This is a genomic window from Novosphingobium humi (genome assembly GCF_028607105.1).
Taxonomy (GTDB): Bacteria; Pseudomonadota; Alphaproteobacteria; order Sphingomonadales; family Sphingomonadaceae; genus Novosphingobium; species Novosphingobium humi.
On the sequence record NZ_CP117417.1, the window covers coordinates 2,201,513 to 2,228,153 of the forward strand.

Below are 26,641 nucleotides of genomic sequence, written 5' to 3' on the forward strand. Positions count from 1 at the left end.
GCGCCCCGTCCATCCGGCGGGGCGCTTTTTTGTGCCTGCGCGCTATGTCGCTCAGCCCTGATAAGACCTTTCGCGCAGCGGCCGCTCGCTGGGTTCCACCTCAAGCACCACCTCGCGATAGCCCCGGTCGCCCATTTCGACCGCCAGCACCCAGGCCGAAAAGCCCGAACCGCCCCCATAGACAGCCTCGCGCAGCCAGCAGTCATGGCCGATATAGCCGATGACGCGGCCATAGCGATCCACCGCCGCAATGGCCGAGGGATCATGCGGATTGTCCGGCTCCAGCTGCAGCGTGATGGGCATGCCCTCGGTCAGGCTGTTGACCGCCTCGCGATGCTGATCCTCGCCCACCAGCCCGATCATATAGGCGTTGGGATTGCCGATGCTGGGCACCATGCCAAGATTGGGCTTGTCGCCGGGCAACACCTCCTCTTCCTCGTCATCGTCAAAGATCGAGCCGCGCAGGAAATCCTCCGAAATCGTCGCAGGCGCGGGGGCAAAGGCGGGCGCGGGCGCGAACACAGGCGGCGGCGCTTCGGCATCGATCACCGGCGCGCACGCAGGCTCGACCGGCGGTAAACCCGCCGAAGGGGGCGTTTCCTGCAAGGTCGCCTGATCCGGGTCCATGGGCAGGTTTTGCACCTTGCGAACCATGTTGCCGAAAAACCGCTTCAAGAAACTGAACATGCTGATCCCTTTGCCTTCCTGCGATCGGGTTGCGGCAATCAAGCGCCGCCGCAGCCCCAATCGCCGCAATCCCATTCAGACGGGCGACTAGGACCATAAGCCCCACCAAGGCAAGGCAAACTATGCACAAACACCCCATTGGCCCCGCCATCGGGTCGGAGCCGACCATCGACTTGCGGCCCGCCCGGAATGGCCTTGCGATCCGTGGCCGAACGGGGAAAAAAGGCCTCGACCGATGCGGTGACCGGATTGCCGAACCGGCGGGGCATGAAGCGCTATGCGAAAACCATTACCGCCGCGGATCTGAGCACGGTGGGCATCATCTTGCTCGATCTGGACCATCTCAAACAGGCCGATGATGCCTATGGCCATGGCGCGGGCAATGCCGTTCTGGTCGAGGCGGCAACTGGTGCGCCATGATGATGCGGTGGTGCGCCTTGGCGGCGATGCATTGGCAGTCATCCTGCGCAACATTGATGGTGCCGATGCGCGCCGCGCGGTGAATCGGGTGCTGCGCGCGATGATGAAAACCTATGGCTATCGCGGCCAGATCATCCGCATCGGCGCCAGCGCGGGTCTGGCCATCGGTGCAGAGCGCGACACCTGGACCGGGCTTGAGGCCTGCGCCTCAGGCCCGGTCCGGCGTTGCGCTGACCACGGTAACCTGCCCCGGCTCGATGGGATCATCATCGCCCGGCGCCCGCGGAGTGATCAGGCGCGCCAGACGCGGACGCAACCGCATTTCCAGCGTATCGATCAATTCATAGACCACCGGCACCATCACCAGCGAGAGCATGGTCGAGCTGATCAGCCCGCCGATCACCGCAATCGCCATGGGCTGGCGGAAGGTCGAACCCTCGCCGATGCCCAGCGCGGTGGGAAGCATGCCCGCCGCCATGGCCACTGTGGTCATCACGATGGGGCGTGCACGCTCGCGACAGGCGTTCATGATCGCCTCGCGCTGGGGTTGCCCTGCGCGCTCATCCTCGATCGCAAATTCGACCAACAGGATCGAGTTCTTGGCCGCCAGACCCAGCAGCATCAGCATCCCGATCAGCACCGGCAGCGTGATGGCAATGCCGGTGACTTTGAGCGCCACAAAGGCACCCAGCATGGTCAGCGGCAGGGCCGAAAGGATCGTGATCGGCTTGAAGAAGCTGTGGAACAGCATCACCAGCACGAAATAGATCATCAGAATGCCCGAGGCCATGGCCCCCACGATCCCACCGAACAGGTCGGCCATGGCCTCGCTGTCGCCGGTCTTAGCCTCATGCACGCCTGCGGGCAGATGCTTCATCGCGTCCAGCTTCGACACTTCATTGAGCGCCTGACCGATAGTGGTGCCGTTGAGATCCGCCTGAACCGAAACGCGCCGTTCGCGATCATAGCGCTGGATCTGGCCCGGCCCGGAAGCGATCGACAGGTCGGCCACCGTGCGCAGCGGCGTCATCTTGCCGTTAAGCGTGGGGACCTGAAGATTGCCGATCTGGTCCAGATCGACCCGCGCATCATGGGGCAGACGCACCCGGATCGACAGGCGTTGCTGGAGCGTCGAGAATTTGGCGACATTGGCGTCGATATCGCCGATCGTGGCGATCCGGGCCACCTGCGCAATCGCCTGAGACGAGACATTGAGCCGCGCCGCCGCATCGGGCAGAGGGCGGATAATCAGTTCAGGCGCCGATGGCGGCGGCGCGGGGCGCGGGTCCAATGTGGTCTTCATCCCCCGCATCTCGCGCAGCAACGCGGCTTGGGCGCGGGCCAGCGCATCACCATCACGACCTGCCAGCACCACCTCGACGCCCGCCGCGCCAAAGCCGCCCTGATTGTTGAGCCGCACTTCGGGGATCTGGCGCAACAGGCCGGTGATTGAACGCTGGAACTGGTCCGTCGTCATCGAGCGGTCGCGCTTGAGCACCACGGTCAGCGTGCCGGTCTGTAGATCCGATCCGCTGCCGCCGCCGCCCGGCCCGCTGGTGGTGGTCGAACCGACCTGGGCAAAGACGCGCTCGACATCGGGCAATTTGCGCAGCCGCGCGGTCACATCGCGTACGGCATTGTCCATCGTGTCATGGGTGGCGCCCGCCGTGCCCTGCATCGAGAGGTAGAAATAGCCCGGATCGCCGGTCGGCTGAAAACCGATGGGGATCGTGGCCGCGATCGCCAGCGCGCCGACAAACACGCCGATGCCGATGCCCACCGTCGATTTGGGATTGGCCAGCGCCCAGTCCAAAACCTTGGGATAGGCCCCGCGCAGCCGGTGTGGCGGCTCGCTGTGGGTGGAAGGTTTAAGGAAATAGGCCGCCATCAAGGGGGTGACAAAACGCGCCACCAGCAGCGAGAAGAATACCGCCACCGCCACGGTCAGCCCGAATTCGCGGAAGAACTGGCCCGATTGGCCGCCCATGAAGGAGACTGGCGCAAAGACCACGATGATCGTTGCCGTGGTCGCCACCACCGCAAGCCCGATGGCATCGGCCCCGATCAGCGAGGCGCGATAGGGCGATGCCCCACCCTCGATGCGTTTCTGGATATTCTCGATTTCCACAATAGCATCATCGACCAGAATGCCGATCACCAAAGTCAGACCCAGCAGCGTGATGATATTCAGGCTGAACCCGAACAGGATCATCGCGCCAAAGGTGGGCACCAGCGACAAAGGCATGGCCAGCGCGGCAATCACCGTCGCGCGCCAATCGCGCAGGAACAGGAACACCACCAGCGCGGCCAGCAACATGCCTTCGATCAGGACATGGACCGTGGCCTGATAGGAATTGCGCGTGTCGGTGACGGTCGAGACGACCTTGGTGATTACAATGCCCTTGTTCTCGGCCGCCAGTCTGGCAATCGCGCGATCCACCCCGTCCTCGACCGAAACGTCGCTGGCCGCCGTGGTCTTGCTCACCTGAAAGGCGATGGCCGGGTGGCCGTTGAGGCGGGCAAAGCCGCGCTCTTCGGCATGGCTGTCGGTGATCGTGGCCAGATCGCCAAGGCGGACATATTGCGTCGCGCTGATCGGAATATTCAGTTCGCGCAGTTGATCGACCGTAGCCGACGAACCCAGCACGCGGATCGTCTGTTCGCGCCCGCCCGCCTCGGCGCGGCCGCCGCTGTCGTCGCGGTGGAATTGCGCCAGAGCGGTGCTGATCGAGGAGGCCGTCACGCCGTGCGCGGTCATCCGATCGGGGTCAAGCGTGACATTGATCTCGCGCGCCACCCCGCCGATACGCTTGACCTGTGCCACGCCGCGCTGGGCCTGAAGCGCGCGGGCCACAGTGTCATCGACAAACCATGACAGATCGACCGCGCTCATCCCCGGCGCGCTGACCGCATAGGTCAGGATCGGGGCCGAGGACATATCGACGCGCTGCACGCTGGGCGCATCAATGCCCTGGGGCAGAACGGGGCGGGTGCGCTCCACGGCGGTGCGCACATCCTCGACCGCCTTTTGCATGTCGGTGCCGATTTCAAACTCGGCGCTGGTGCTCGAAGACCCCAGCCGGACGTTCGATGTCGTGTGGCGCAGGCCCGCAATGCCGGTCAGCGCGTCCTCGATAGGGCGCGTGATCTGCTGCTCCATCTCGCTGGGGGCGGCGCCCTGCTGGGTCACGGTGACCGAAACAACCGGAAATTCGACATTGGGAAAACGCTTGACCGGCAGCATCATATAAGACGCAATGCCCGCCAGCGTCAGCGCGATCATGATGACGGCCACGGGAATGGGATGGCGGATCGCCCATGCGGAAATCTTCATGGGATCAGTTTCCCTTCCGGACCGGCTGGACCTTTTCGCCGTCCAGCACAAAGTCCTGCGATCCGGTCAGCACGCGCGTGCCTGCGGCCGGGCCCTGGGTCAATTCGATCATGCCGCCGCCGCGCGCGCCGGTTTTGACGGCAACGCGGCGCACCTTGTCGCCCGGCTCGATCACCGTCACCGAGGCGCCATTGCCGTCATAGGACACCGCCGCCTCGGGCACGGCCAACACCGGCACAGGCTTTCCGGCCAGTTCAGCGCGGGCATAGCCGCCCGGGCGGATCTCGCGGTCCACCGGCAGCAGGATGCGCGCGCGGCCAAGGCGCGTCTGCGCATCGACCTGCGCGGCCACCAGCCGCACCGTGCCATCGACCCACCGGCCCGATGCAAGCCGCACCCGCGCATGATCGCCCGCATGGATACCGCCCAGCAGTTCCTCAGGGATTTCCGCGTCCAGTTCGGCACGGTCATCGCGCGCCATGGTGAACATCACGGTCGAGGGCGAGGCGACATCGCCGGGGCGCACCGTGCGGGTCAGGATACGGCCCGAAACCGGCGCACGCACCACCATCAACCCTTGCTTGACCAGTTGGGCGGACAATTGCGCCTGCGACTGATCGACCTGCGCATGGGCGGTGCGGGCGGCCAGACGGCGCTGGGCGATGGCTTCATCGGACAGCACGCCGGTGTGGTCGAGGGCGGTCACGCGCGAGGCTTCCTGCTCGGCCTTGTCGGCGGCCACACGGGTCTGGGCCAGCGCGGCGCGGCTCTGGGCGATGTCGGCGCGCAGCAAGGTGGCGTCGAGTTCGGCCAAAGGTTGGCCGGCCCGCACCAGCGCGTCCTGATCCACCAGCACGCGGGCCACCAGATAGCCCGACAACTGGCTGGAAACGGCGGCTTCCTCACGCGCGACAAGACGGCCGTTGACACTGATCCCCGCGCCCAGAGGCTGGCGCGTCACCGTGGCAAAGGGCACGGCGCGAGGCGTGTCGGCGCCGGGCGGCGGGGCCTCGGACTTGCTGCATGCGGCCAATGCCAGAAAGGCAGGCGCGATGAGGGCGACGAGAACAAGCGGACGGGCGTTCATGGTTTTTGATCCGGGAAAGAAGTCACAGGATGATTCGGGTCGAGCGGGGTCCAGCCTCCGCCCAGCGCTTTGAAAACATTGACGGCATCGCTCAGCGTCGTGGCGCGCAGGGCCGAGAGCGAGGTGCGCGCATTGCGCCATGTGCGCTCGGCCGTCAGCAGCGCGGTGAGGTCAACCACGCCGGCGCGATAGCCCGCGTTCTGGCCGTCAAAGGCGTGATGCGCGCGCGCCTCGGCCTCGGTCAGCAGGGCAAGGCGGGCGCGATCCGCGCCATAGGTGGCCAATTGGTTCTGCGCCTCGCCAAAGCCGGATTGGACGGCCTTTTCATAGGCGATGGCGGCCTGCTCGGCCCGCGCGCGCTGGGCACGCCTCTCACCCAGCAGGCGCGCGCGGTCGAACACCGGCATCGCCACCCCCGCAGCCAGCGACCACAGCGAGGTGGTATAGCCCGCAGGACCGGCAATGGCGCTGATGCTGGTGGTGCCTTGCAGGGTGAATTTGGGCAGGAGCGCCAGCGAATCGAGCCGCAACGTGCCCATGGCCGAACGCAGCCGCGCCTCGGCCTGCATCACATCAGGGCGGCGGAGCAGCAGCGTGGCGGGCGTGGCATCGGGCACATCGGGCGCAGCGCCCAGCGCACCATCGACCGCGAGCGTTGCAGGAGCCGCCCCCGCCCGTCCGATCAGCACCAGCAGGGTCTGGCGCGAGACGGAAAGCTGCGCCTCAAGCTGGACCACATTGGCTTGCGCGGTGGCGCGGTCGGCCAGCAGGCTGTCGGCATCGACCTGCGAGCCGATGCCCGCCTTGGCCTTGCGCTGGCCGATATCGGCCAGTTCGCGCGCCACGCGCAACGTGTCGCGCGCCTCGGTCAGTTGCAGCGAAAGGCCGCGCGCCTGAAACAGATTGCTGGCCACCTGCGCGGTCAGGCTTTGCAGCGCGGCGTGATAGGTGAAGGTGGCGGCGGTCAGATCGGCATCGGCGGCCTGACGCGCGGCATCGCGGCGGCCGAACAAGTCCAGTTCCCACGAAGGCGAAAAGCTGCCCGCGCTGGTGGTGGTCGCGCCAGCGGGGGCCATCAGGAAAGCCCCTGCCCCGCCCAGACCGCTGATCGTGGTTTGGCCCCGCGTGATCGAACCGGAGGCATTGCCCTGAACATCATAGGCCAGCAAAGCCTTGGACCGGGTCGCGCGCGCCTCGTCCAGCACCGCCAGCGCCGAGCGCGCATCGGGCGCATGGGCCAGCGCCTCATCCTCAAGCGAGGCAAGCTGGGCATCAGAAAACAGCAGCCACCAGCGGTCGAGCGCTTCGGCCCCGGCGGCATGGGCCTCAGGCGGGGCGGCAAACTGCCGGGGCAGCGTCAGGTTGGGCCGGGATACAGAGCTCGCGCTGCACCCGGCCAGAAGGGCCAGCGCAGGCAGCGTCAGGAGGGATGGAATACGTCGCATCATGGCGCCGCTTATGCCAGCGCGCGCAGCCCTTGCGGGTCAGGACTTTGCAAGTGAAGTGTAAGGTTTGTGTAAATCGGGCGGGACAAGCGCGACGCAAACCGTCAAAAGCAAAGCCGCATGGAAACACCCGCTTTCAACATCCTGCTGGTCGATGATGACGCCGCCCTCACCCAGATGCTCGCCGAGTATCTGGAGGGTGAAGGCTTTGCCTGCCGCGCGGTGCATAATGCGGCGGGCGGGCGCGAGGCGGCGCTGTCGGGCCTGTATGATGCGGTGATCCTCGATGTCATGCTGCCGGGCGGCAATGGCATCGACCTGTTGCGCCATATCAGGGGCACCAGCGATGTGCCCGTCATCATGCTGACGGCCAAAAGCAACGATACCGAGCGGGTGATCGGGCTGGAACTGGGCGCGGATGATTATGTGGCCAAGCCCTATTTCCCGCCCGAACTGGTGGCGCGGCTGCGCGCGGTGCTGCGCCGCCCGGCGCGGCGGGCGGTCCATGGCGATCATCTGCGGCTGGGCGCGCTTTCGCTGGATGCGGCGCGGCGCTGGGCCGGGTGGGAGGGCATGGCGCTGGAATTGACGGCGACCGAGTTCAACCTGCTCGAAATCCTTATCCGCGCGGGCGAGCGGGTGTCGACCAAGGATGAATTGTCGCTGCGCCTGCTGGGGCGGCGGCGGGAAAGTTATGACCGCTCGATCGATGTCCACATCTCGAACCTGCGCCAGAAGCTGGAGCGGGCGAGTGGCGAGCGCCTGCGCATCGCCACCCTGCGCGGGATCGGCTGGCGGCTGGAGCAGGCGGCATGAAGGGGCGGCTGTTCTGGAAGATTTTCACCGCCTTTTGCTGCGTGTTCTTTGCCCAGTTGGCGGGTCTTTGGACATTGTTCCTCGTTCTGGAACGCGATCATCCCTATTGGGCGGACAATCTGGAACGCTATGCCGCGCCCCGGCTGGAACAGATGGCCGCCGCAATCATCACGCATGAGGGGCCGCAGGCCATCCCGGCAGGCTTGCTGAACGGGCCGATGCCCACGCTGGTGATTGCGCCCGATGGCGCGGCGCCTCCGCCGGGCGTGCGCGCCACCACCATGCAGGCCACCGCGCCCGACGGCCGCCGCTGGCGCATTTTCTATCGGTTGCCGCAACGTTTCGACAAAGTCCATCTCGCCCCGCCGCTGATCTTTTATATCAGCGGGATCATCTCCGGTTTGGTCTTTGCGGCCATTCTGGGGCTTTATCTCTCGCTGCCGATCCGGGCGCTGCGTGAAGGGCTGGACCGGTTTGCGCGCGGCGATCTGGGGGTGCGTCTGGCCGCAAGGATGGGGCGGCGGCGCGACGAAATCGCCGACCTGGCCCGCGATTTTGACGGCATGGCCGAAAAGGTCGAGCAATTGGTGCTTTCGCGCAGCCAGTTGATTGACGATATGTCGCATGAATTGCGCTCGCCGCTGGCCCGGCTGCAACTGGCCATCGCGCTGGCGCGGCAAAAACCCGAAGGGGCGGTGGTGGCGCTGGACCGGATCGAGCAGGAAGCGCGCCGCCTTGACGCCATGGCGGGCAGCCTGCTCACCCTCTCGCGGCTGGAAAGCGCCAGCGCCAGCCCGGAGCATTTCGTCCATCTGCGCGCGCTGATCGAGGATATTCTGGCCGATGTCCGCTTTGAGAGCGAGGCCAAGAATGTCCGCATCGACCTCTCGCGCCATGCCAGCATGCCCGAAGGATTTCATGCCGATGTGACGGGCGATGCCGAATTGCTGCGCCGGGCGTTTGAAAATGTGTTGCGCAATGCGCTGCGCTTTTCGCCCGGAGACAGCACGATCGGCGTCACCCTGTCCGAGGAACCCGAGCGGATCGTCGTCACCATCGAGGACGAAGGCCCCGGCGTGGCCCCCGATCAGATCGACCGCCTGTTCGAACCCTTCCACCGGGGCGAAGGTGAGACGGGCGGATTTGGCCTTGGCCTTGCCATCGCGCAGCGAGCGGTGATCGTGCACGAAGGCACGATTGCGGCCGAAAACCGCGCACGGGGCGGCCTGCGGGTGCGCATCACCCTGCCCGCGCGATGGGAGGAAGCCGCCGCGCTCAGTTAACAAGGGCGGGGCGCATTCCCTTATTTGTACCGCCATGGGCCGGTGTTACTCTGGCGCCATAAGAGGATGGATGAAACGGCGAATCGAATTACCTGCAACCTTGATCCTTTTCTTGTGGAGGTCATCATGCGCATGGGTCGAACAGCCTTTTTCATTCTGCTTCCCTTTGCCTCCATGGCGGCGGCGGCCGATAAATTGCCCGCCCTTCACGCCGATCCGGCGCGGGTTTCGGTTTCGGGCCTGTCCTCGGGCGCCTTCATGGCGGTCCAATATGATGTCGCCTTTTCAGGCAGCGTGATCGGCGTCGGCGTGGTTGCCGGAGGGCCATACAATTGCGCATGGGTCAATCTGGGCGGCATCACCACCTGTATGCAGGGCGCACCCAGCGGCGCGGCCTCCTATGGCGCGGCCAGCAGCTTTGCCGCCATCGGCATGGTCGATCCGGTGGCCAATATCGCCAAACAGAAGGTCTATCTGTTCAGCGGCACCAAGGACATCGTCGTGCGGCAAAGCGCGATGAATGCGGTGCGGGACTTTTACACCGCCGCGCGGGTTCCGGCGGCCAATCTGCGCTATGTCCGCAATACGCCTGCGGGCCATGCCTTCCTGTCGGGCAATTTCGGCAGCGTCTGCGGAGCCAATGCCGCGCCCTTTGTCAATGAATGCAAGGTGGGCGCGCAGTATTACGATCAACCCGGCGCAATCCTGTCGCATATTTACGGCCCGCTGCGCCCCAAACCCGCGACCCTTTCAGCCCAGCCCATCGCGTTTGACCAAAGCGAATTTGCCGGCGCCACGGGCAGCGGCATGGCGCCCACCGGCTATGTCTATGTGCCCGCCGCCTGCCGCGATGGCGGTGGCCCTTGCGCGGTACATGTCGTCTTCCATGGCTGTCTGCAAAGCGCGGATCTGGTGGGCGATGCGGTCTACAACCGGCTGGGCTATAACGCATGGGCCGATGCCAACCGCATCATCACGCTCTATCCCCAGGTCAACAAGAGCACCTTTCCGGCCAATCCGCAGGGCTGCTGGGACTGGTGGGGCTATAGCGGGCTGAATTTCCAGACGCAGAGCGGGGCGCAATTGTCGGCCATCCACGCGATGGTCCAGCGCCTGACCAGTTGAACCCAACCCTCTGAAAATATGGCGCGCCCGACAGGGTTCGAACCTGTGACCCCAAGCTTAGAAGGCTCGTGCTCTATCCAGCTGAGCTACGGGCGCGCATGTCATGAACGGGCGGATCGCCGCATGACGCCCTCCCCATAGCGGCAAAGGCGGCGATGCGCAAAGGTGGATCGCGTCCCGTTCCCGACATGGACGCCATTACTATAAAAAACATATAAAATCAATAATATATAAAGATCATAAAATCATCTTTTGTGACAATCCCTGTCATCGGAGCGGAACAGAATTGTCAAAATCCATCCCTAGCCCCCCGCTCGAGTTCTGACCAAACAACGGGGCATATCCATGACGTCTGTTTTCACCGCGCGCCGCGCCATGCGGAGCGCGCGCTTTGCCTTGCTCTGCTCGGCCATGTTCCTTCCAATGGCGACGCAGGCCGCCAAAGCCAATCCCGCCGCCGCCGATGCCGCCGATGATGGCCAGTCCATCGTGGTGCAGGGCGCGCGCCCGATCGCCGAGTCCGAGGCCGCCGCGCTCAAGGTTCAGCAATTGTCGGATTCGCTGGTGACGGTGGCCGCATCGGACGCGGTGGGCCGCCTGCCCGACCAAAACGTTGCGCAGGCCGCAGGCCGTCTGCCCGGCGTGGCGGTGGAGCGCGATCAGGGGCAGGCGCGCTACATCAGCTTGCGCGGCGGGCCCAAGAATTGGACCACGCTTTCCTTCGACGGCATCAATGTGGTCAGCCCCGAAGGGCGCGACAGCCGCTTTGACTCGGTGCCCTCGGCCATTGCGGGCAAGATCATCATCAACAAGGCCGTGACCCCCGAAATGCCGGGTGAAACCGTGTCGGGCAATGTCAATATCGTCACGCGCTCGGCCTTTGATTTCAATGGCCTGCACATCAATGGCAAGGCCGGATATGGCCAGCAGGAATATGGCGGCCGCCCGGAATATGAAGGCTCGCTGGTCCTGTCCAACCGTTTCAACGTGGGCGAAGGCGAACTGGGCGTGCTGCTGTCGGGCAGCTATTACCAGCGCGACATGGTGACCGACAATTTCGAGAATGACTGGGAAAACGTGTCGCAGGACAAGCGCCCCGGCTATGCGGGCCGCATCTGGGCGGCCGAAAGCGAGAACAAGCTCTATCGCCTGACGCGCAAGAACTGGTCGGTGTCGGGACGGCTGGATTACAAGCCCGATGACCGCAACACGATCTCTTTGCGCAGCATCTACACCATCTTTTCCGATGACGAGGCGCGCGACAATTACCGCTTCGACATGGATGACAAGCAATCTCAGCTCAGCAATGCCAGCGCGGCCTGCGATACTTCGGTCAAGACCGCCTATGCCACCTCGGCCTATGCCGACATCTGTTCGGGCAACACCCCCACGCGCGGCACGATTTATGGCATCGACATCCGCCAGCGCTCGACCTTGCGCGCCTATCGCCAGTCGATCTTCACCAACACGCTGGAGGGCAGCCATGAATTCGACGGCGGCTGGAAACTGAATTGGGCGGGCAATTACACTGAGAGCAAGGATGACCGCTCGGTGGTGGGCGAGGTAGGCTGGGACAGCCCGAGCACGCTGACCGCGCGCCCCACGGTATCCTATGATTACACCAATCCCAATATCTCGACGCTGAACCTCTACACCACCAACAGCTCGGGCGGCCTGCTCTCGGCGGGCACGCGCGTGACCGATATCGACACGTTCACCAAACCGGCCTCCTCCTTCACCCTGCTCGATGCCATCGACATGACCCGCGCCTATACCGGCCGTCTGATCCTGTCGAAACAGACCGGGTTTCTGGGCGGCAATCTGACGCTCAAGGCCGGTTTCCAGTATGACCAGCGCACCAAAACCGCCAATGAGATGCAGATCTCCGTCTCGGGCGCCTCAAACCTGGCCGCGCTGGGGCTGAGCGATTACAGCACTTTCCTGTCCAATCAGCCCTTCATGGGCAAGATCGCGATGGGCTACACCTTCCACTATTTCGACACCGCCAAGATGCGCGACGCCTCGAACAAGGCGCGTCAGCTTTATGCCCGCGTGCCTGTAACCGACAACAATTACCGGGTGCGCGAACAGGTCTATGCCGGGTTCCTGATGGGCACGCTGCGCTATGACTGGGGCAGCATCCTTGCCGGTGTGCGCCTTGAAAACATCACCAACACCGGCAATGCCGTGGCCACGATCACCAGCACCACCGGCGCGGTCAGCACCCGCGACCTGAGCGCCAAATCCAGCCAGTTGCTGGCCTTCCCCAGCCTGCATCTCAACTATAACGTCGATCAGACCAAGAAGCTGCGCCTGTCCTTTACCACCGGGGCCGCGCGCGCCGATTATGACCAGATGCGCCCCAATGTGGTGATCAGCGACACCAATCAGGCCATTTCGGGCGGCAACCCGGCCATCAAGCCCGAGCGCGCCTATGGCGTGGACGCCTATTTCGAATGGTATATGCGCCCCAGCGGCTTCCTGATGGCGGGCCTTTATTACAAAAAGGTCGAGAACGTCCTCTACACTTCGGTGCGGACCTATGGCTCGGATTCGCTCAACAGCGGCGGGGTGGACCGTTCGAACTATACGTTCCGCGGCATCAACAATGCGGGCAGCGGCCATCTGATGGGTCTGGAAGTGGCCTTTCAGCAGAGCCTCGAACCCTGGACGCAAAAGGCGGGCCTGCCCGATTGGATGGGCGGTTTCGGCATCAACGCCAACCTGATGCTGAACGACAGTTCGGTCACCAAGGCGGCCTATGACGGTTTTGCCGCGCGCAAGGTGCGCCTGCCCAACACGTCGGACATGGTGTACAACCTTGGCGGCTATTATGAGAAATACGGCCTGACGCTGCGCCTGCAATATCAGTATCGCTCGAAATGGCTCGATGCGATCGGCGACGATCTGTCGTCCGGCGGCGACAGCTATTGGGCGGCGGATGATGAAATGGATTTCTCGGCGCGCTATCAGATCAACAAGCGCCTCTCGATCTATTTCGACGCCTCGAACCTGCTCAACCAACCGGGGCGCCGCTTTGTCGACCCCAGCGGACTGATCAACGCCAGCGGCGGTTCGGCCGGCTTCAGCCAGAACTACACCACCGAATGGGAACGCTTCGGCCGCCGGTTCACCGGGGGCGTGCGCTTCAACTTCTGATGCCCTTTGGGGCGCTCCTTGCCGGGGCGCCCCGTTTTTCTTGCGCCGACGCGATATTGCGGGTTAGCTTGGCACCATGAGCCAATCCCCCCTCTTCCGCCTCGAGGGCAGCGCGGGCGCGCGCCGCCATTTCCGCTATTTCGACTATGTGATGGCGGCTTTCGTCACCATCCTCTTGCTGTCTAACCTGATTGGGGCGGGCAAGCGCGCGGTGGTCGACCTGCCCTTTATCGGCCCATGGCCGTTTGGCGCGGGCGTGATGTTCTTTCCCATTTCCTATATCATCGGCGATGTGCTGACCGAGGTCTATGGCTATGCCAATGCCCGCCGCTGCATCTGGGTGGGCTTCTGGGCGCTGCTCTTCATGGTGTTCATGAGCGTGGTGGTGGTCGCCCTGCCGCCCGATGCGGGATGGACGGGCCAAGCCGCCTATGAAAGCGTCTTCGGCCAGACCCCGCGCATCGTCTTTGCCTCGGTCGCGGCCTTCTGGGCGGGCGAGTTCGTCAACAGCTTCGTCCTTGCCAAGATGAAGATCCTGACCAACGGATCCAAACTGTGGACCCGCACCATCGGCTCGACCGTCTTTGGCCAGGCCGTGGACAGCGCGCTCTTCTACCCCCTCGCTTTCTACGCCGCGGACGGCTGGACCGGGGCGCAGGTGATGCAGGTGGCATGGACCCAATGGGCGATCAAGGTCAGTTGGGAAGTGATCCTGACGCCCGCAACCTACTGGGTGGTCGGCTTCCTCAAGCGCCGCGAAGGGGTGGAAGTGTTCGATACGGACACCAAATTCTCGCCCTTTGCCAAGGCGGCGGAGGTTTGAGGGTTTAAAGAGAGCTTGCCTCTCCCCATCAATCCGCAATCAACGCAATCGCCAGATAGACCAAAAACAGCGAGCCAAACCCAAGGATCGCCCCCAGCGCGAAGGCCACGCGCACCAGCGTCACATCGAGGCCGAAATAGGCCGCGATGCCGGAGCAGACGCCAAAGATCTTCTTGTTGCGGCGGTCCAGCATGAAGCCATTGGTGGGGCGGATGGGGTCGTAATTGTTCATGGTATTTCTCCTTGGTGCGGGGCCGGTCGGTGGCCGCCGCTTGTGCAAAGAGATTTGCATGGCCCGTGCCAATTGGCGAAATGCCCGAAAAACGGCCATTCTCACCGCATTCCATATGGCGAAAAATCCCAAGCCTTCGCATTTTTCACCAAGGCTGGCATGGGTCGCGCAATCCGGCTACAGCGCGGCCCATGGCGCTTGATCGCATCCGTCTGGGCTGGTTCCGCAACCACCGCGCCACCGCGCTGGAGGGAACGGGCAAGTTCAACCTGTTGGTGGGCGAGAATGGCGCGGGCAAGACCAATATCCTTGAGGCCATCTCGCTGTTTGCGCCGGGGCGCGGCCTGCGCCGCGCCGCCCTGCCCGATATGGCGGGGCAGGCGGGCGACGGCGCCTTTGCGGTTTCGGCCGATCTGTTGCGCGATGGCGCGGGGGTGCGTCTGGGCACGGGCACCGCGCCGGACAAGCCGGGCCGCCGCATCGTGCGCGTCAATGGCGCGGATGCCAGCGCGCTGTCGCTGTCGGAATGGCTGGGCCTGTTCTGGCTGACCCCGGCGATGGACCGGTTGTTCATGGATTCGCCGGGCGGGCGGCGGCGCTTTGTCGATCGTCTGGCGCTGGCGCTGGACCCGGCCCATGCCGCCCATGCCGCCCGCAGCGAGGCCGCGATCCGCGAGCGCAACCGCCTGCTCTCCGCCCCGCAGGAGCCTGATGCGCGCTGGCTGGATGCCATCGAGGCGCAGATTGCCGAGGCAGGCGGGGCCCTGGCCGCCGGGCGGGCGCGGCTGATCGACGCGTTGAACGCGAAGCTCGAAACCCTGCCTCCCTCGCCCTTTGCGCGGCCCGCGCTGACCTATCAGGCCGGTGGGCCGATTGATGCGGACGCCTTGGCGCAGGCGCTGCGGGATAATCGCCGCCGGGATCGCGCGGCCCAGCGCACGCTGACAGGGCCGCACCGCGATGACCTTGGCGTGACCATGGCGGCCAAAAACCAGCCTGCCGCCGAATGTTCAACCGGCGAGCAAAAGGCGATGCTGATCGCCATCACGCTGGCCCATGCGGAATTGTCGGGGGATACGGACCGCCCGCGCCTGCTGCTGCTGGATGAAGTGGCCGCCCATTTGGACCCAATCCGGCGCGGCGCTTTGTTTGAAAGGCTGGAGGCCGGCGCCGCGCAGGTCTGGATGACCGGGACCGAACTGGCGCCCTTTGAAGCGCTGAAGGGCAAGGCGGCACAGTGGCACGTGGCTGAGGGCAGCGTCAGAAAAGAATAGGGCGGGAAGCGTAAACGCCCCCGCCCCAAATCTCAGGCAAACATCGGCCTGTCAGGCAAACATCGCCATGCCGCCGTTCACATGCAGCGTCTGGCCCGTCACATAGCCCGCTTCCTTCGAGGCGAGGAACGCGACCGCAGCGCCAATATCCTCGCCCTCGCCCATGCGGCCCATCGGGATGCGGCTGTTCAGCGCTTCCTTCTGCGCATCGGGCAGGACGTCGGTCATCGCGGTACGGATGAAGCCGGGGGCCACGCAATTGACCGTCACATTGCGGCTCGCCAATTCCTGCGCGAGGCTCTTGGACGCGCCGACCAGGCCCGCCTTGGCGGCGGCATAGTTGATCTGGCCCGGATTGCCGGTGGCGCCCACGACGCTGGTGATGTTGATGATGCGGCCAAAGCGGGCCTTCATCATCGGCTTGGTGGCCGCGCGCATCAGGCGGAACGCGCCTTCAAGGTTGATACGGATGACCGCATCCCATTCGTCATCCTTCATCCGCATGGCGAGGTTATCGCGCGTGATCCCGGCATTGTTGACCAGAATGTCGAGCTTGCCCAACCCAGCCACAGCGGCGGGGATCAGCGCTTCCACGCTGTCCTTGTCCGACAGATCGGCCACCAGACAGATGTGATCGCCGCCAAGTTCCGCCGCAAAGGCTTCCAGCTTGGCCTGGTTGCTGCCCGACAGCGCCAGACGCGCGCCCTGCCCGGCCAAAGCCTTGGCCACCGAAGAACCGATGCCCCCCGAAGCGCCCGTCACCAGCGCGGTCATACCCGTCAGATCAAACATCGCTCAAATCTCCTTCAGCAGCGCTTCGATGTCGGCCATCGTCACCACGCTGGTAATCTTCACATCCTTGATGGTGCGCCCGATCATCGGGCCCAGCACCTTGCCGCCCAATTCGACAAATTCATCAACGCCCGCTGCCTGCATAGCGATCACGCTCTCGCGCCAGCGCACCCGGCCGCAGACCTGTTCGACCAGCAGCTTTTGCACCAAGGCCGGATCGGTCACGACATCGGCGGTCACATTGGCAAACAGCGCGACCGAGAGCGCGCCCGGCGCGGTCTTCGCCAGCGCCTCGGCCATCGCATCGGCGGCCGGTTGCATCAACGGGCAGTGGAAAGGCGCCGAGACCGGCAGCGCCACGCCGCGCTTGATGCCGTGCTCTTTCACCAGCGCAATGGCGCGCTCAATCGCGCCCTTGTGGCCCGACAGCACGACCTGACCCGGATCATTGTCATTGGCCACGGTGCAGACCTCGCCCTGCGCCGCCGCCGCCGCCAGAGCGGACGCCTTTTCAATATCCGCGCCCAGCAGGGCCGCCATCGCGCCCACGCCGACGGGCACAGCGGCCTGCATCGATTGCCCGCGCAGCTTCAGCAAACGCGCCGTATCGGCAAGCGAAAAAGCCCCCGCCGCGCACAGCGCCGTATATTCACCAAGCGAATGGCCCGCGACGAAATCGGCCTTGTCGGCCAGACGGATGCCGCCTTCCTTTTCCAGAACGCGCAATGTGGCGATGGCATTGGCCATGATCGCGGGCTGCGCGTTCTCGGTCAGCGTCAGCGCATCTTCCGGCCCCTCAGCCATGATCGCCGAGAGCTTCTGGCCCAGCGCGTCATCGACCTCTTCGAACACTTCGCGGGCAACGGGGCTGGCGGCTGCCAGTTCGACGCCCATACCAACCTTCTGGCTGCCCTGACCCGGAAAAACGAAAGCCCGCATTGCGCGATAATCCCTGATAAATGCAAAGTGGGCGCGGGTTATTGCGGATGGGCGCCAGAAGCAAGATCAAACGGCATGCTCTATGCCTGAGCGCCAAAAGGCACGCCTTATGTCTGCGTGCCAAAGGGCACGATGCGATTGTCCGCGTCATGGCCGATATCCGCCACGCCCAGAAAAGGAATGGCGTGACGCGCGCACCAATCCGCCACGATCTCTTGCGCATCGGCGCCAAAGGGCCGGTCATTGTCGGGAATATCCGACACCCGCCCCAACCGGACCCCCGCCACGCCGCCAAGATGTGCCGTCACATGAAACATCAGCCGGTCAATCGCATAGAGATATTCGCTGACCTCCTCGATCATCACCACATGGCCCGCCAGACCCGGCATGATCGGCGTGCCCGCCAGCATGGCCAGCGTGGTCAGGTTGAACGCCGCCACGGGATGCTTTTCCCCGGCCAGCGAAGGCTCCACACCCTCCTTGCCGCCGGCGAAAAAGCCCAGAGCGCGGCGCAGCGCCGCCTCGCCGCCCGTGCGGCGCCCGTCGGCCACCATCGGCCCATGACACACATGCCCCACCCGCGCCCGGTAAAGCGCGCCCAGCAGATAACCCATATCGGAATAGCCCATATAGCGCTTGTGCGCCGCGGCCGCGCCCAATTGCGCCACCGCGCTCTGGGCAATGCGGTTGCTGCCATAGCCGCCACGCGCGAACCATACCGCATCGAACCCCGGATCATTCGCGCAATCGAGAAAAGCAGCGAGCCGCATGGCGTCATCCCCCGCAAAATGCCCCGCCGAGGCGAAACATTGCGGGTGGAAATAGGTGCTCACCCCATAATCGCCCGCGATGGCTTCGACGCGGGCGGCATCTTCGGGCGTGATCGGGCAAGCGGGGGCGCAAATGGCAATTCGGGTCATGGGCGGAAAGGCATAGAGCATCGCGCGAAAAAGTGGGAACCGCTTTTTTGCTTTTGCGCGCGTGGCGGAAAAGACGCCGGTTGCTTCTGCGCGCGCCAGACCCTAACCCGCGCTTCATGGACAAGAACGCGCTCATTTCGACCCCGTGGTTTTTCTGTGGCATTGGCGGATCGGGCATGTTGCCGCTGGCGCTGATCCTGCGCGGCATGGGGGCGCATGTGGCCGGGTCCGACCGCAGCCGGGATCAGGGGCGCACCCCGGAAAAATTCGCATGGCTCGAAAGCCTTGGGTTTGAATTGTGCCCTCAGGACGGCAGCGGAATGCGTGATGGGGCGCAGATCCTTGTGGCCAGCGCGGCGGTCGAGGACAGCGTGCCCGAGGTCTTGCGCGCGCGCGAATTGGGCTGCGCGCGGATGAGCCGGGCCGAACTGCTCTCCACCCTGTTCAACGCGGCGCCTGCGCGCATCGCGATTGGCGGCACCAGCGGCAAATCGACCGTGACAGGCATGGCAGGCTGGATCATGACGCAGGCCGGGCGCGACCCCACGATCATGAACGGCGCGGTGATGAAGAATTTCGTCGGCCCCGATGCCCCCTTTGCCAGCGCGCGAGTGGGTGCGGGCAGCGTTTTCGTGTCCGAGGTGGATGAAAGCGACGGTTCGATCGCGCTCTATAATCCCACCGTGGCGGTGCTCAACAATGTCAGCCTCGATCACAAGAGTCTGGAAGAATTGCGCGAATTGTTTGGCGATTTTCTGGCCCGCGCCGATGTGGCCGCGGTCAACATCGACGATGCGGAGAGCGCCGCCCTGATCGGTCGGGCGCGGCGCGTGGTGACATTCGGGCTGAACAGCGAGCAGGCCGATATCGGCATCATGCCCGGATCGATTGTGGAAACGCCCACAACGATTGCCGCCACGTTGATCGACCGGCGTAATGGGACAACCCATGCTCTGGCGCTGCGGGTGCCGGGGCGGCATAATCTGGCCAATGCGCTGGCGGCGCTGGCGGCGGCCGATGCGGCAGGCGTGGCGCTGGCGCAGGGCGTGGCGGCCATCGAGAGTTTCACCGGCCTTGCACGTCGCTTTGACATTGTCGGCACCAGCGGCAGCGGCATCACCGTGATCGACGATTTCGGCCACAACCCGGACAAGGTGAGCGCGACGCTGCACACTCTGAAGGCGCATCCGGGGCGTATTCTGGCGTTTTTCCAGCCGCATGGCTATGGCCCGCTGCGCCAGATGGGGCATGAACTGGCCCAGACCTTTGCGCGCCTGCTGGAAGGCGAGGATCAGGTGATCCTGTGCGATCCGGTCTATTTCGGCGGGACGGTGGACCGCACGCAGGGTTCACAGCGGATCGTCGATATGATCGGAGACCGGGCGCGCTATATTCCCGCGCGCGAGGATGTGGCGGCCTATCTGGCGCAGGAGGCACGTCCCGGCGACCGCATCGTGGTGATGGGCGCGCGCGACGACACGCTCACGCTCTTTGCCAAAAACCTGCTGGAACAGGTTGGATAAGACGCAAAAAGGGGCGCGAGGGGAGACAGTCCCGCGCCCCTTTCACATCAAACGCAAATGCCTAGATGACGCGCACCTGCACCAGCGTCTGATTGACCAGTTGATAGGCGATTTCGCCAAAGGTAACGGGACCGGCCACGCCGCCCACCGTCCGGCCTTCCAGACCGCCGAACAGATAGTTCAGGATGCAATTGCACGACCACATCGCGCCGTCATGGTCATGTTCGGCAAATTGCGCGGCAAAGGCCGAAGGATAGTCCTCCACCGGGGCGGCAAAGGCATAATCGATGCCGGGAAACACCGGCGCATAAAGATCCACCGTCTTATCGCCCACTGCGCGCAGCGAAGCATTGATGCGCGCGCCCGAATAGTCGCCCACCAGCGGCAATTGTCCGCCTTCGGCCCCGCGTTCGCGGATATAGTCGGCAAACAGGCGCTTTTGCCCGTTCACGATCACATTTTGCGGCGAAAAACTGGCTTCTTCAAAGCGCAGGATGTCGACACCATCGGAAGAGAAGATGTTCACGATCTCGACGATCGGCATCATGCCCTCGGGCAGATGGATTTGCAGCACCGCCGCGCCATCGCTCTGCGCGCCGCTGCCCGAACCGTCATAGACATAGGCGCGGGCCCCTTCCTCGCCCAGATCGAAGCCTGCGATCCAGCCCACGGTGGGCTTGAGGAAGGCCAGCGGATATTGGCCCGCTTCCTTGGCAAAGCGCTGATGGGCCTGCGACTGAAACGGCAGGATGGCCAGCGCAAAGCCATGCTCGGGCGCTTCCTCGGTGATGTCCTGAAGCGCATCGGCGCCGTAGTGATGCGCGGTGACCGCGCCAAGACCCGAGAAATCAGTCACGAAAACCCGCCCGGCATCAATCATTTCGCCGCCCTCGGCGGTCAGGAAATAGGGCGTGGTCCCCCCGATCCAGTTGCCTGCGGGCAGTTGATCAAGCGCTTCCTTGCGCCCGGCAATGGCCAGCGGCGCGCCCGCGCGGATGAGGGCAATCGCATCGTCCAGCGCAACCAGCGCATTGATGCGCCCGGCCATCGCGCCAGCGAAGTCAGATGGAGCTAAGCTGTGCGATTTCATTGGCCAGTCCTCTTTCCCATTTCACAAAGAAATCATAAACTTCATCGGCCTTTTGCGCAGGCGTGAGCTTGCTCATCTCGAGCCGCTGGCTGAGCATTTGTGCGCCAAGATTGGTGGTCCGCAATTTTTTCAATCCGCCATTGGCCAGTTTTTGCCAGCATGGCGCCGATTTGGATGGCAGGGCCATTAGGTTCCCCTTCGCAAGTCTGCACTCTTTGTTGCTGCGCCTGAGTAACCCTTTGGCTTTTTACATTCGGCTGAACACGAACTCGGTATTCCATCGTATCTTGGGCGCGGAGGCGAAATGTGGACCATTAGGTAGCAATCCTTAAATCACCCCCGCAGGATGCTAAACGACATCATTTTAAACCGTGGTCCAATTTTGAAGTAATCATCGCTTGATCGACTGCAAGGAACAGCCATGAAAGATTCCCGGCCAGACCATCAGCAAAAAGAGAGCAATGCTCTTGAATTGCGGGTCCAGTTTTTTGAAGTTGAACGCGAAGATTACAGTGCCTTTTCCCGCATCGCCCGATCACTGCGCAAATTCGCACCGGCGGCTCTGGATCGTTTCTATGGCCGCGTGGCGCGCACCCCCGCCATCGCCAGCTTTTTCCCGACCAGCGCCTCGGCGCAGAGCGCGCGAGACAAGCAATTTGCCCATTGGGTGGATCTGTTCGAAACAAACACAGACGGGCTGACCCAATCCTATGTCCAGCGCGCCAGCCATATCGGCGATGTCCACGCCCGCATCGGGCTGGAGCCGACATGGTACACCGGCGCCTATGCCACGATCCTTCAGGATGTGATCAAGGGCATGGTAGGGCAATCGCTGGCCGGGCGTCTGGGCGGGCGGGCGATGGCGCAGGACATCGCCACGCTGGTCAAGCTGGCGATCATGGACATGGACATCGCGCTGGGCGCCTATTTCCGCGCCGAAGAAGCCAAGCGGCAAAGCGTGGTCGACAGCCTTTCCCATGCGCTGGAGGCCATGGCCAATGGCGACATGACCCATTCCCTGACCGGCCTGCCCCCCGGCTATGCCAAATTGCAGGCCGATTTCGAGGCGATGCGCCGTGCGGTCAATGCCGCGCTGAACGGCGTGACGGCGGCGGTCGAAACGATCAGCGCCGGTTCGGCCGAAATCCGCAGCGCATCCGACAATCTTTCCACCCGCACCGAGCATCAGGCCGCCACGCTGGAGGAAACCACCGCCGCGATGAACAGCCTGACCCATGGCATCAGCGACGCGGCGCAAGGCGCCGGCCGCGTCGAGGCCAGCGTTTCGGAAGCGCAGGACGAGGCGCAAAAGGGCAGCGAAGTGGTGCGCGAGGCGGTGGATGCCATGGCCAGCATCGAAAATTCCGCCCGCGAGATCACCCAGATCATCAATGTCATCGACGGCATCGCCTTTCAGACCAACCTCCTCGCGCTCAACGCGGGCGTCGAGGCGGCGCGCGCGGGCGATGCGGGCAAGGGTTTCGCCGTGGTCGCCAACGAGGTTCGCGCGCTGGCCCAGCGCAGCGCCGAGGCGGCCAAGGACATCCGCAGCCTGATCGGCACCAGCGTCGATCAGGTGACGCGCGGCGTCTCGCTGGTCGATCAATCGGGTCAGGCCTTTACCCGCATCACCGGCAAGGTGGCTGACATCGCCAGCCTTGCCATCACCATCGCCAGCGTAAGCCGCGAACAGGCGGGCAATCTGGTGCAGATCAATGAATCGGTGGGCGATATCGACCGCAACACCCAGGCCAACGCCGCCATTGCCGAAGAAGCCACCGCCGCCGCGCGCAGCCTTGCCTCGCAGGCGCAGGAACTGGCGCAACTGGTCGCGCGCTTCCGCATCGAGCGGACGGCGCCCACACCGTCAGGCTCGCCGGCCGATCTTTCCCCTGCCCCGCTGCCCCTGCCGCGCGCCAAAGCGGCGCCCAGGCTGGTCTCTGTGCCGCGCAGCGATGGCGCCCTTGCCGTTGCGCCCACCCCCGCCGCAGCCAACGAGGCCGACGACTGGGCCGAATTCTGAGCGCATCCCCCGCATCCAAAAATCATGGCGTCGATCTTAATTTCTCTCGCCACCCCCCGTTTCTATTCATGCCGAGAGGAAAAGCCGGAGCCACGCCATGCTGCTCAATACGATCGACGATACAGTAGTTTACGTCCCCCGCGCCGAACGTATCAGCTTCGACCTGTTGGTCCGCTACCGTTTCGGCGAGGATCGCGGCCCGACGCTGCTCAAGAACCTGACCTGCGGCGGGGCGCGGGTCGAGGGCATCGAGGGGCTGCGCTGCGGCGACAAGGTGACGCTGTGCTTGCCCTCGCTGGCGCCCAAGGACGCTACGGTGGTGTGGCTGATGGGACAGAGCGCGGGGCTGGAATTCGACAGGCCGCTCCATCCCGACATTTTCGAGGAACTGGTGCTGCGCCATGCCAGCCAGCGCGAAAGGTCGGAAACCGACCGCCTGACGCAGATCAACAATCGCTATGACCGCGAGGAAAGCGAAAATCTGCCGCATTGATCCAAGGGGGCCAAAGAGCCCCCTTTTTCATGCCCGGCGCAACACAGCGGGCAGCCCGTGCAGCACCCCCGCCACGATCATGCCGATCACCAGCCCGACCAGCCCGGCAATCCCGGCCCCCGCAATCCAGCCCAGCGCCCCGCCCGCCGCCATTTCCACCGCATGGACCACGCCATGCTGCCAATGGGCGGGCGCGGCAAGGCCCAGTTGCTCGGCGCCATGCAACAGGATGCCGCCGCCCACCCAGAGCATCGCGGCCGTGCCGACATTGGCCAGCAGGGTGAGCAAGGGCGGCGTGCCCTGCACCAGCGCCCGCCCGATGGTCAGCCGCAGCCCCGTTCCGCCCCGCGCCAGATGCAGGCCGATATCATCCGCCTTAACAATCAGCGCGACCACGCCGTAAACCAGCGCCGTAATGCCCACGCCCACAATGCCCAGAATGACCGCCCGCTCAACCAAGGGCTTGTCGGCCACCTCGGCCAGAGCGATGGCCATGATTTCGGCCGACAGGATCAGATCGGTGCGCACCGCGCCCTTGACGCGCGCGGCCTCAAAGGCCTTGCCGTCGGACACCGGCGCATCGGGCGTTTCACCATGCGTCTGACCGCCCAGCTTTTCCAGCAGCTTTTCCGCGCCCTCATAGCTCAGAAACAGCCCGCCCAGCATCAGCAGCGGCGTGATCGCCCATGGCAGCAGCGCCGAAAGCCCCAGCGCCACCGGCAGCAGGATCACCAGCTTGTTGAACAGGCTGCCCCGCGCGATACGGGCAATGACGGGCAATTCGCGGTCGGGGGTGAACGAGGCGACATAGGCGGGCGTCACCGCCGCATCGTCGATCACCACGCCGGCGGCCTTGCTGCCCGCCTGCGCCACGCCGGCGGCCATATCGTCCAGCGAGGCCGCCGCCGCCTTGGCAATCATCGCCACATCATCGAGCAGCGCGATCAAACCCACCGACATGTTTCACAGCCCCCTGCGACAGGCGGCCCGACCATGCCGCCAGAATCAGAAAAATCCGGTCAGATTGAACGACACATAGCGCGTATCGCCGCGCCGTCCATTGGGCGCGGTTTCCAGAAACCGGCCGCGCGCCAGATAAGTGCCATCAAATTCAAAGCGAAGTCTTTTCGGCTTCACCCACCAGCGCATCCGCGTCTCGAACTGGTGTCCGGCAAAAGTGCCGCTGCGGCCGGTGGCATCACGCACGCCGGTGGTGGAAAAACTGTCGTGGCTGTCGGCCAGCCAAAGGCCGCGCCAGCCGACGAAAGCGTCGAGCCGGGCGCTGGGCGTCACTTCGACGCGCAATCCGGGCGAGACGATATTGGCCCGGCCGACGGCATTGTAGAGGCTGCTGGCAGCCAGATCGCCGCGGCGGAATCCGAACAGCGTGTCGAAATGGCCATAGGTGGCCGAGGGGCCGTCCCCGCTGGCCCGGTCGAATTCGGCCAGCACATGAGGCTTCCACTTGCCCGCCCAGCTATAGCCCAGATAGGCACGCGCAAAAGTCGCGCTGACCGAGAGGGTGGCCGCATTGGGCGCTGTGCTGGCGCTGGTGGTGCCCCATTGATAGATCGCCTCGAACCCACCATCCCAATGGGCCGGGCGCGGATCATAGCCGGCGCGCAGGCCGACATTGTTGAGTGAACGGTCTTTGGTCGGATGGCCCGGCGCGTCGCGCTCGCCAAAATGGATGAAGCTGATTTCCGAGAGCACCGGACTGCCCTTGCGCTGATGGGCCAGCAGCCCGCCCGAGAGTGCGACATTCACATTTTGCCGATCCAGCGCAAAGCGATTGTCACGCAGCGACACACCATCATCGGGCAAGCGCAGATTCGGCATCAGGTAAAGCAAGGTGGAAGTAAATCCGCCTTTCAACTTCGTTGTCGCAATCGCGCCCGAAAAGGAATTGGGAGAATTGCCGTAATCATCCGATGAGATCAAACGGCGCGAACCGATCATCGCCATCATGCGTCCGGCCTGGATGGTGGTCTTGCTGCCCTTGCCGAAAACCGAACCCAGATCGGCCCTGACATAGGCCTGAAGAGGCTCCAGCACGTTGACGTCATTGGCGGAAAGCGGCGTGCCGGGATTGGCATTCCATGCTCTGGCGTCATAGATTTCCCCGACCAGTTCTATTGGGCCGTGGTTCCACTGTACCTTTACCGCCGTGCGCAGGCTGGCAAGCTGGTCGCTGGCATTGGCACCGGCGCGAGCCTGACCCTCGATGGCCTCAAACCGCGCGCGCATCGATCCGGAAATATGCAGGTCATCATCGGCGCGCGCATCCACGCCCCAGCAAATCAGGCCCAGAGCGGCCAGACATCCTCTTTTCATAAAGCAACAATCCCCCAAGGCCGCGACCTCCAGAAAGGGAATATTGCCAGCAAGGCCCTAAGACGACGCGCAGAGGCCTCTGTGTAATTGTCACCAGATCATCATCATTCAAAATTCAACGTCCAGATCCTCGATCTCCTCGGCCTCGGCCAGCGCGGCCTCGCGCCACTGGATCATCGGCCCCCATGCCGCGATGGTCTGGCAATAGGCGGCGCTGGGCGCGCTCAACCCCACGGCATAGGTGAGGAAGCGCGTGGTGACGGGCGCATACATCGCATCGGCAATCGTGGGCGCGGCGCCAAACAGGAACGGCCCGCCATATTTGCCAAGGCATTCCTGCCAGATCACCTCGATCCGCTCAATATCGGGGCGGGCGCCGGAAAAGACCGGGAATTTCTCGTGCCGCACCTTGAGGTTCATCGGCAGGGCCGATCGCAGATTGGTGAAGCCGGAATGGATCTCGCCGCTGATCGATCGGCAATGGGCGCGCGCGATCCGGTCGGCGGGCAGCATCTGGGCATCGGGATAAAGCTCGTTCAAATATTCGGCAATCGCCAGCGTATCCCACACGCTGGCCCCTTCATGCGTCAGGCGCGGCACCAGCACCGAGGGGCTGAGCAGCAGCAGTTCGGCGCGGTCGGCTGCGTCATTTTCGACCCGCTGTTCATCAACCTCCAGCCCGGCCAGTTGCGTCAGCAGCCAGCCGCGCAGCGACCATGCCGAATAGGTCTTGCTGGAAATGGTGAGCGTTGCCTTGGCCATGACTCGCTTCCTCTCTGCGCTGTTCTCGCTTTTGCAGCATAAACTCTTGCCAAGCGCAATGACGCAGCGCAGCATCGGCC

The 26,641-nt window shown here is 64.1% G+C and carries 23 protein-coding genes and 1 tRNA gene; 10 read left to right on the plus strand and 14 right to left on the minus strand.

Annotation, left to right across the window (positions count from 1 at the left end; translation table 11 throughout):
- Positions 1-51: 51 nt before the first annotated feature.
- Positions 52-687: an HIRAN domain-containing protein gene (locus tag PQ457_RS10335; RefSeq protein WP_273616797.1), complete on the minus strand. Its 636-nt coding sequence runs from the start codon at positions 685-687 to the stop codon at positions 52-54.
- A gap of 189 nt (positions 688-876) precedes the next feature.
- Here PQ457_RS10335 and PQ457_RS10340 point away from each other — a divergent pair, with 189 nt between their 5' ends.
- A complete protein-coding gene (locus PQ457_RS10340; RefSeq protein ID WP_273616798.1) occupies positions 877-1,107 on the plus strand; it encodes a diguanylate cyclase domain-containing protein in 231 nt (76 codons plus the stop codon).
- 208 nt (positions 1,108-1,315) lie between these two features.
- Here PQ457_RS10340 and PQ457_RS10345 read toward each other — a convergent pair whose 3' ends face one another.
- Genes PQ457_RS10345 through PQ457_RS10355 form a run of 3 tightly spaced genes read right to left on the minus strand, consistent with a single transcriptional unit; the run spans position 1,316 to position 6,976 of the window.
- The gene (locus tag PQ457_RS10345; RefSeq protein ID WP_273616799.1) at positions 1,316-4,441 is read right to left on the minus strand and encodes an efflux RND transporter permease subunit; all 3,126 of its coding nucleotides are present in this window, start codon (positions 4,439-4,441) and stop codon (positions 1,316-1,318) included.
- 4 nt (positions 4,442-4,445) lie between these two features.
- Complete coding sequence (locus tag PQ457_RS10350; protein WP_273616800.1) at positions 4,446-5,528, minus strand: efflux RND transporter periplasmic adaptor subunit; 1,083 nt, start codon at positions 5,526-5,528, stop codon at positions 4,446-4,448.
- Positions 5,525-6,976, minus strand: a complete 1,452-nt coding sequence (locus tag PQ457_RS10355; protein WP_273616801.1) for an efflux transporter outer membrane subunit — start codon at positions 6,974-6,976, stop codon at positions 5,525-5,527. Before PQ457_RS10355 ends, PQ457_RS10350 begins: the two co-directional genes overlap by 4 nt.
- 117 nt (positions 6,977-7,093) lie before the next feature.
- Between PQ457_RS10355 and PQ457_RS10360 the strand changes: the two genes are divergently transcribed.
- The 3 genes from PQ457_RS10360 (at position 7,094) to PQ457_RS10370 (ending at position 10,197) form a co-directional block, all read left to right on the plus strand.
- Entirely contained in the window at positions 7,094-7,789 is a 696-nt protein-coding gene (locus PQ457_RS10360) for a response regulator transcription factor (protein WP_273616802.1), read from the plus strand.
- Positions 7,786-9,072 carry a HAMP domain-containing sensor histidine kinase gene (locus tag PQ457_RS10365; protein WP_273616803.1) on the plus strand — a complete coding sequence of 429 codons (1,287 nt, stop codon included), beginning with the start codon at positions 7,786-7,788 and terminating at the stop codon, positions 9,070-9,072. Before PQ457_RS10360 ends, PQ457_RS10365 begins: the two co-directional genes overlap by 4 nt.
- Before the next feature lie 126 nt (positions 9,073-9,198).
- Positions 9,199-10,197, plus strand: a complete 999-nt coding sequence (locus PQ457_RS10370) for an extracellular catalytic domain type 2 short-chain-length polyhydroxyalkanoate depolymerase (RefSeq protein ID WP_273616804.1) — start codon at positions 9,199-9,201, stop codon at positions 10,195-10,197.
- Positions 10,198-10,216: 19 nt separating this feature from the next.
- Here PQ457_RS10370 and PQ457_RS10375 read toward each other — a convergent pair.
- Positions 10,217-10,293 (minus strand) — tRNA-Arg (locus PQ457_RS10375).
- Positions 10,294-10,542: 249 nt separating this feature from the next.
- Between PQ457_RS10375 and PQ457_RS10380 the strand changes: the two genes are divergently transcribed.
- Both PQ457_RS10380 and PQ457_RS10385 read left to right on the plus strand, forming a co-directional pair.
- The gene (locus PQ457_RS10380; protein ID WP_273616805.1) at positions 10,543-13,356 is read left to right on the plus strand and encodes a TonB-dependent receptor; all 2,814 of its coding nucleotides are present in this window, start codon (positions 10,543-10,545) and stop codon (positions 13,354-13,356) included.
- A gap of 76 nt (positions 13,357-13,432) precedes the next feature.
- Entirely contained in the window at positions 13,433-14,179 is a 747-nt protein-coding gene (locus PQ457_RS10385) for a queuosine precursor transporter (protein WP_273616806.1), read from the plus strand.
- 28 nt (positions 14,180-14,207) lie between these two features.
- Here the strand turns inward: PQ457_RS10385 and PQ457_RS10390 are convergent, their stop codons facing one another.
- Positions 14,208-14,411 (minus strand): PspC domain-containing protein, encoded by a 204-nt coding sequence (locus tag PQ457_RS10390; RefSeq protein ID WP_273616807.1) that lies wholly within the window; start codon positions 14,409-14,411, stop codon positions 14,208-14,210.
- A 191-nt stretch (positions 14,412-14,602) separates the two neighbouring features.
- Between PQ457_RS10390 and recF the strand changes: the two genes are divergently transcribed.
- The gene (gene recF, locus PQ457_RS10395; RefSeq protein WP_273616808.1) at positions 14,603-15,685 is read left to right on the plus strand and encodes a DNA replication/repair protein RecF; all 1,083 of its coding nucleotides are present in this window, start codon (positions 14,603-14,605) and stop codon (positions 15,683-15,685) included.
- Positions 15,686-15,736: 51 nt separating this feature from the next.
- Here the strand turns inward: recF and fabG are convergent, their stop codons facing one another.
- From fabG to PQ457_RS10410, 3 genes are all read right to left on the minus strand, one after another.
- Positions 15,737-16,477 (minus strand): 3-oxoacyl-[acyl-carrier-protein] reductase, encoded by a 741-nt coding sequence (gene fabG / locus PQ457_RS10400; RefSeq protein ID WP_273616809.1) that lies wholly within the window; start codon positions 16,475-16,477, stop codon positions 15,737-15,739.
- A gap of 3 nt (positions 16,478-16,480) precedes the next feature.
- The gene (gene fabD / locus PQ457_RS10405; protein ID WP_273616810.1) at positions 16,481-17,416 is read right to left on the minus strand and encodes an ACP S-malonyltransferase; all 936 of its coding nucleotides are present in this window, start codon (positions 17,414-17,416) and stop codon (positions 16,481-16,483) included.
- A 107-nt stretch (positions 17,417-17,523) separates the two neighbouring features.
- The gene (locus PQ457_RS10410; protein WP_273616811.1) at positions 17,524-18,336 is read right to left on the minus strand and encodes an LD-carboxypeptidase; all 813 of its coding nucleotides are present in this window, start codon (positions 18,334-18,336) and stop codon (positions 17,524-17,526) included.
- 116 nt (positions 18,337-18,452) lie between these two features.
- Here PQ457_RS10410 and PQ457_RS10415 point away from each other — a divergent pair, with 116 nt between their 5' ends.
- Entirely contained in the window at positions 18,453-19,859 is a 1,407-nt protein-coding gene (locus PQ457_RS10415; RefSeq protein ID WP_273616812.1) for a glutamate ligase domain-containing protein, read from the plus strand.
- Between the two features lie 61 nt (positions 19,860-19,920).
- Here PQ457_RS10415 and PQ457_RS10420 read toward each other — a convergent pair whose 3' ends face one another.
- Together PQ457_RS10420 and PQ457_RS10425 are read right to left on the minus strand one after the other, a co-directional pair.
- Complete coding sequence (locus PQ457_RS10420) at positions 19,921-20,907, minus strand: DUF6976 family protein (protein WP_273616813.1); 987 nt, start codon at positions 20,905-20,907, stop codon at positions 19,921-19,923.
- Positions 20,908-20,920: 13 nt separating this feature from the next.
- Positions 20,921-21,136 (minus strand): hypothetical protein, encoded by a 216-nt coding sequence (locus PQ457_RS10425; protein WP_168603636.1) that lies wholly within the window; start codon positions 21,134-21,136, stop codon positions 20,921-20,923.
- Between the two features lie 234 nt (positions 21,137-21,370).
- On the opposite strand from PQ457_RS10425, the gene PQ457_RS10430 reads away from it, so the two are divergent.
- Both PQ457_RS10430 and PQ457_RS10435 read left to right on the plus strand, forming a co-directional pair.
- Positions 21,371-22,972, plus strand: coding sequence for a methyl-accepting chemotaxis protein (locus PQ457_RS10430; protein ID WP_273616814.1), 1,602 nt, complete (start codon positions 21,371-21,373; stop codon positions 22,970-22,972).
- Between the two features lie 97 nt (positions 22,973-23,069).
- Complete coding sequence (locus tag PQ457_RS10435) at positions 23,070-23,465, plus strand: hypothetical protein (protein WP_273616815.1); 396 nt, start codon at positions 23,070-23,072, stop codon at positions 23,463-23,465.
- 27 nt (positions 23,466-23,492) lie between these two features.
- On the opposite strand, the gene PQ457_RS10440 is transcribed toward PQ457_RS10435, so the two are convergent.
- From PQ457_RS10440 to PQ457_RS10450, 3 genes are all read right to left on the minus strand, one after another.
- Positions 23,493-24,425, minus strand: a complete 933-nt coding sequence (locus tag PQ457_RS10440; RefSeq protein WP_273616816.1) for a DUF808 domain-containing protein — start codon at positions 24,423-24,425, stop codon at positions 23,493-23,495.
- A 45-nt stretch (positions 24,426-24,470) separates the two neighbouring features.
- Positions 24,471-25,799 carry an alginate export family protein gene (locus PQ457_RS10445; protein ID WP_273616817.1) on the minus strand — a complete coding sequence of 443 codons (1,329 nt, stop codon included), beginning with the start codon at positions 25,797-25,799 and terminating at the stop codon, positions 24,471-24,473.
- A 108-nt stretch (positions 25,800-25,907) separates the two neighbouring features.
- Positions 25,908-26,561, minus strand: coding sequence for a glutathione S-transferase (locus tag PQ457_RS10450; protein WP_273616818.1), 654 nt, complete (start codon positions 26,559-26,561; stop codon positions 25,908-25,910).
- Between the last annotated feature and the right edge of the window lie 80 nt (positions 26,562-26,641).

Bases quoted from the DNA above. Each gene is read 5' to 3' on its own strand.
- PQ457_RS10335 (WP_273616797.1), bottom strand. From the start codon at position 687: ATGTTCAGTTTCTTGAAGCGGTTTTTCGGCAACATGGTTCGCAAGGTG.
- PQ457_RS10340 (WP_273616798.1), top strand. From the start codon at position 877: ATGGCCTTGCGATCCGTGGCCGAACGGGGAAAAAAGGCCTCGACCGAT.
- PQ457_RS10345 (WP_273616799.1), bottom strand. From the start codon at position 4,441: ATGAAGATTTCCGCATGGGCGATCCGCCATCCCATTCCCGTGGCCGTC.
- PQ457_RS10350 (WP_273616800.1), bottom strand. From the start codon at position 5,528: ATGAACGCCCGTCCGCTTGTTCTCGTCGCCCTCATCGCGCCTGCCTTT.
- PQ457_RS10355 (WP_273616801.1), bottom strand. From the start codon at position 6,976: ATGATGCGACGTATTCCATCCCTCCTGACGCTGCCTGCGCTGGCCCTT.
- PQ457_RS10360 (WP_273616802.1), top strand. From the start codon at position 7,094: ATGGAAACACCCGCTTTCAACATCCTGCTGGTCGATGATGACGCCGCC.
- PQ457_RS10365 (WP_273616803.1), top strand. From the start codon at position 7,786: ATGAAGGGGCGGCTGTTCTGGAAGATTTTCACCGCCTTTTGCTGCGTG.
- PQ457_RS10370 (WP_273616804.1), top strand. From the start codon at position 9,199: ATGCGCATGGGTCGAACAGCCTTTTTCATTCTGCTTCCCTTTGCCTCC.
- PQ457_RS10380 (WP_273616805.1), top strand. From the start codon at position 10,543: ATGACGTCTGTTTTCACCGCGCGCCGCGCCATGCGGAGCGCGCGCTTT.
- PQ457_RS10385 (WP_273616806.1), top strand. From the start codon at position 13,433: ATGAGCCAATCCCCCCTCTTCCGCCTCGAGGGCAGCGCGGGCGCGCGC.
- PQ457_RS10390 (WP_273616807.1), bottom strand. From the start codon at position 14,411: ATGAACAATTACGACCCCATCCGCCCCACCAATGGCTTCATGCTGGAC.
- recF (WP_273616808.1), top strand. From the start codon at position 14,603: ATGGCGCTTGATCGCATCCGTCTGGGCTGGTTCCGCAACCACCGCGCC.
- fabG (WP_273616809.1), bottom strand. From the start codon at position 16,477: ATGTTTGATCTGACGGGTATGACCGCGCTGGTGACGGGCGCTTCGGGG.
- fabD (WP_273616810.1), bottom strand. From the start codon at position 17,416: ATGCGGGCTTTCGTTTTTCCGGGTCAGGGCAGCCAGAAGGTTGGTATG.
- PQ457_RS10410 (WP_273616811.1), bottom strand. From the start codon at position 18,336: ATGACCCGAATTGCCATTTGCGCCCCCGCTTGCCCGATCACGCCCGAA.
- PQ457_RS10415 (WP_273616812.1), top strand. From the start codon at position 18,453: ATGGACAAGAACGCGCTCATTTCGACCCCGTGGTTTTTCTGTGGCATT.
- PQ457_RS10420 (WP_273616813.1), bottom strand. From the start codon at position 20,907: ATGGCCGGGCGCATCAATGCGCTGGTTGCGCTGGACGATGCGATTGCC.
- PQ457_RS10425 (WP_168603636.1), bottom strand. From the start codon at position 21,136: ATGGCCCTGCCATCCAAATCGGCGCCATGCTGGCAAAAACTGGCCAAT.
- PQ457_RS10430 (WP_273616814.1), top strand. From the start codon at position 21,371: ATGAAAGATTCCCGGCCAGACCATCAGCAAAAAGAGAGCAATGCTCTT.
- PQ457_RS10435 (WP_273616815.1), top strand. From the start codon at position 23,070: ATGCTGCTCAATACGATCGACGATACAGTAGTTTACGTCCCCCGCGCC.
- PQ457_RS10440 (WP_273616816.1), bottom strand. From the start codon at position 24,425: ATGTCGGTGGGTTTGATCGCGCTGCTCGATGATGTGGCGATGATTGCC.
- PQ457_RS10445 (WP_273616817.1), bottom strand. From the start codon at position 25,799: ATGAAAAGAGGATGTCTGGCCGCTCTGGGCCTGATTTGCTGGGGCGTG.
- PQ457_RS10450 (WP_273616818.1), bottom strand. From the start codon at position 26,561: ATGGCCAAGGCAACGCTCACCATTTCCAGCAAGACCTATTCGGCATGG.